Raw genomic sequence first — 878 nt, 5'->3', positions numbered from 1 at the left:
TTCTCGCAGCCCTCGTTCCTGTATGGCCGCCAGCGCATCAACGGCCATAACCGTCTGCTTGGCCGCATCAAGGGCGTCGACGGCATCAAGACCGGCTATACCCGCGCCTCGGGCTACAATCTCGTCTCCTCCGTCGCCGACGGCGACCGCCGCCTCGTCGCGGTGGTGATGGGCGGCGCTTCCGGCCGCAGCCGCGACAACCAGATGGCCGCGCTGATCACCACCTATCTGCCGCGCGCCTCGACGCGCGGCGGCGGTGATCTCATCGCCAAGGGCAACGACAACCCGATCAAGACTCTGGCCAAGGTCTTCTTGCCCAAGCATGACGCGCCGACGCCGGACGCCAAGCCGGCAACGGATGACACCGTCGTTGCTTCAGCCGATGACGTCCAGGACGACACCCAGCAGGTCGCGGAAGAGACCAAGCCGGTGCTCAAGGCCCGGAAGGTCAAGACGGTCGCGATAGCAGCCATGGCGCCGGCTCCCAAATCCGAGGACACCAGCGTTGCCGCCTATGCCGAGCCGGCGCCTGCCGCGCCTGCGATCGATCCGGTCAAGACGTCGTCGGTGCCGTCCGGCTGGGTGGTTCAGGTTGCCTCTTCGCCCACGAAGTCAGGAGCTCAGAGCCTGCTCGATCAGACCGCCAAGCAGGCGCCGAAGATCCTGGCCGACGCCTCCGGCTTCACCGTCGCTTTCGACAAGGACGGCACCACCTACTACCGCGCGCGCTTCGGCGGCTTCGACTCGAAGAGTGCCGCCTGGAAGGCCTGCGATGCGCTGAAACGCAAGAAAATCTCGTGCTACGCCGTCGAGCAGTAGGCGGTTGTCGAAATCTCCCGGAAGGTACCGGCGTCGAAGGAGACTAATCGTGATTGGAG

Annotated in this window: 1 protein-coding gene; it reads left to right on the top strand. The window is 65.5% G+C overall.

Translation table 11 applies throughout. The features are described 5' to 3' along the window. Window positions 1-819 (top strand): SPOR domain-containing protein (locus EOD07_RS35975; protein ID WP_164772927.1); only part of this gene is annotated, 819 nt, incomplete at its 5' end. Between the last annotated feature and the right edge of the window lie 59 nt (window positions 820-878).

The organism is Mesorhizobium sp. M2C.T.Ca.TU.002.02.1.1 (assembly GCF_003997225.1).
The sequence above is the reverse complement of the archived record's forward strand: the minus strand, read 5'-3'. Positions and strand labels throughout refer to the sequence as shown.